The 2,986-nt window shown below is 66.8% G+C and carries 3 protein-coding genes and 1 pseudogene; 2 read left to right on the forward strand and 2 right to left on the reverse strand.

Features of this window, described 5'->3' with window-relative positions:
* The coding region (locus WBV89_RS02150; RefSeq protein WP_423979696.1) for a YczE/YyaS/YitT family protein at positions 1-434 on the forward strand (434 nt) is incomplete at its 5' end.
* Positions 435-520: 86 nt separating this feature from the next.
* Here WBV89_RS02150 and ahcY read toward each other — a convergent pair.
* Positions 521-2,002, reverse strand: coding sequence for an adenosylhomocysteinase (gene ahcY / locus WBV89_RS02155; protein ID WP_423979697.1), 1,482 nt, complete (start codon positions 2,000-2,002; stop codon positions 521-523).
* Between the two features lie 124 nt (positions 2,003-2,126).
* The gene (locus tag WBV89_RS02160; RefSeq protein ID WP_423979698.1) at positions 2,127-2,366 is read right to left on the reverse strand and encodes a Trm112 family protein; all 240 of its coding nucleotides are present in this window, start codon (positions 2,364-2,366) and stop codon (positions 2,127-2,129) included.
* A 138-nt stretch (positions 2,367-2,504) separates the two neighbouring features.
* Between WBV89_RS02160 and WBV89_RS02165 the strand changes: the two are divergent.
* A pseudogene (locus WBV89_RS02165) lies at positions 2,505-2,986 on the forward strand (hypothetical protein); the annotation flags it as partial.

Below are 2,986 nucleotides of genomic sequence, written 5' to 3' on the forward strand. Positions count from 1 at the left end.
GGATCCCACTGCGTGAGCAACCCGGTCTCGGCACGATCCTCAACGCGTTCGTGATCGGCATCGTGGTCGACCTGACGCTGCCGCATCTGGGCCACGTCGAGTCCCTCCCGGTGCGCGTCGCGATGATGTTCGGCGGTGTGGTGATCGTGGCGATCGGGTCCGGCTTCTACATCGGCGCCGGACTCGGCCCCGGACCGCGTGACGGTCTGATGACAGGGCTCGCCCGACAGTCGGTCGCCGGCCATTCGATCTCGATCCGCACCGCACGCACCAGCGTGGAGGTCATCGTGCTGCTCATCGGCATCGCGCTGGGTGGCGCGATCGGTGTGGGGACCATCGTGTTCGCCCTGGCCATCGGCCCGCTCGCACAGGTCTTCCTGCCACCGCTCAGCATGTCCGACCCGGTGCAGACCACCGCCGTGGTCCCCCGCTGATCCCACCGCCGACAGCCGGGCCGACCAAACCATGCTTCTCGTGAACTGTTCGCGCACGGAGCGCGCAAACAGTTCACGAGAACGGCTCAGTAGCGGTAGTTCTCGGGCTTGTAGGGGCCGCTCGGATCGATGTCGAGGTACTCGGCCTGCTCGTCGGTGAGCTGGGTGAGCTTGACGCCGAGCGCATCGAGGTGCAGGCGGGCGACCTTCTCGTCGAGGTGCTTCGGGAGCACGTACACGTCGAGCGGGTACTGGTCGGTGTTCTTCCAGAGTTCGATCTGCGCGAGCACCTGGTTGGTGAACGAGCACGACATCACGAAGCTCGGGTGACCGGTGGCGCACCCGAGGTTCACGAGGCGACCCTCGGCGAGCACGATGATCTGGTTGCCGTTGTCGAAGCGCCAGACGTCGGTGCCGGGCTTCAGCTCGTCACGGGTCGCACCCGAACGGGCGAGGCCGGCCATGTCGATCTCGTTGTCGAAGTGGCCGATGTTGCAGACGATCGCGTTGTGCTTCATCTGCTGCATGTGGTCGCTCGTGATCAGGTTGAAGTTGCCCGATGCGGTGACGAAGATGTCGATGTCGCCGATGCAGTCGTCGAGCGGCATGACCTGGAGGCCTTCCATCGCAGCCTGCAGCGCGTTGATCGGGTCGATCTCGGTGACGATCACACGAGCGCCCTGGCCCTGCAACGACTGCACGCAGCCCTTGCCGACATCGCCGTATCCGAGGACCAGCGCGGTCTTGCCACCGATCATCACGTCGGTCGCACGCGAGATGGAGTCGACGAGCGAGTGGCGGCAGCCGTAGAGGTTGTCGAACTTCGACTTGGTGACCGAGTCGTTGACGTTGATCGCCGGGAAGATCAGCTCACCCTTGCGCATCATCTCGTACAGGCGGTGGACGCCCGTTGTGGTCTCTTCGGTGACGCCCTCGATGTGGCTCGCCATGCGGGTCCACTTCTGGGGGTCGGACTTCAGCGTGCGCTGCAGCAGGCCGAGCACGATCGCGAACTCGGCGCTCGTGGCCTCGGTGGGGTCGGGGACCTCGCCGGCCTTCTCGAACTCGACGCCCTTGTGCAGCAGCATCGTGGCGTCGCCGCCGTCGTCGAGGATCATGTTCGGGCCGTCGTAGCTGGTGCCGTCGGCCGCGTCGGGCCAGGTCATCATCTGGTCGGTACAGAACCAGTACTCCTCGAGCGTCTCGCCCTTCCAGGCGAAGACCGGGACCCCGTCGGGATTCTCGACCGTGCCGGTCGGGCCGACGACGACGGCGGCCGCCGCGTGGTCCTGGGTGGAGAAGATGTTGCAACTCGCCCAGCGCACCTCGGCGCCGAGAATCGTCAGGGTCTCGATGAGGACGGCGGTCTGGATCGTCATGTGCAGCGATCCGGAGATGCGCGCTCCTGCGAGCGGCTTCGATTCGCCGTACTCGGCGCGGAGCGCCATCAGGCCGGGCATCTCGTGCTCGGCGAGCAGCATCTCCTTGCGGCCGAACGAGGCCAGGGAGAGATCGGCGACGCGCCAGTCCTTGCGGGCGGCGAACGAGGTGGACGTGGATTCGGACATGGTGAAACCTCCGGTGGTTCGTGTGAGTCGAACCGGGCCGGGACCATCAGGTCCGGGTCAGCAACAGCCCAGTGGGTCCGAAGTCTACCGACGAGCGGGTGAACCCCGTCGGGCCGCGCCGGTCTCAGTCGACGGCGAAGGTGGGCTCGATCGCGCCCGCCTCGACGACGCCCATGATGCGATCGTGCTCGGCCTGATCGACAGTCGTCGCCTCGTCGATCAACATCACCGGGATGTCGTCACGCACGGCGTACGTCCGCTGCAGGCGGGGGTTGTAGAGCATCTCCTCGGACTCGACGAAGTAGAGCGGTCCCTTGTCCTCCGGGCAGGCGAGGATGGCGAGCAGATCGGCGGAGAGGGTCATCGGGAATCCTTCGAGAGAGTCGGTGCGAGGTGACGCGGTCGTGGCCCGCATCCTACTGCCGACCAGCCGCAGGACCGGCCGCCGCCGAGCAGACGGCGCCGCGCGAACCCGCCTTTCGACGCCGAGTACCGTTCGTCTGTGCACCGTTCCCTGCACCCGGTCGTCGGACTGCTGGCCGTCGCGTGTCTCGCATCGGGTTGCGGATCCTCAGCGGCTCCGTCTGCCACCGGCGACCCGGCGACGGACTCGGTCGGCGACACCCGCACGAGCGATGAGAGCGAAGCGACCACCCGGTCGGACAACGCGGATACGGGGATCGTCGAGGTCCAGTCCGAGACGCCGCCCCCGATGGAGGTCGTCGCATCGCTGGGCTATCCCCGGGATCTACTGGACCGGGGGCGGGTCAACGTGAAGATCTCCCGCGACGACGACACCGACTTCGTGATCCTCGACAAGCAGCTCGTGGCCGACCACTTCACCCCGGCCCCGGTCGAGGAGCGCCGCACCTCGCTCCCACCGAACGGCCGCGTCGTCGCCCTGCAGACGCTCTTCGGTGATGTCGAAGACTGCGAAGACCCCACGCCGGTGACCGCGACGCTCGACGTGACCTTCACCTCCGG

It is taken from the genome of Ilumatobacter sp. (genome assembly GCF_049588435.1).
In the GTDB taxonomy this organism is placed as follows: domain Bacteria; phylum Actinomycetota; class Acidimicrobiia; order Acidimicrobiales; family Ilumatobacteraceae; genus Ilumatobacter_A.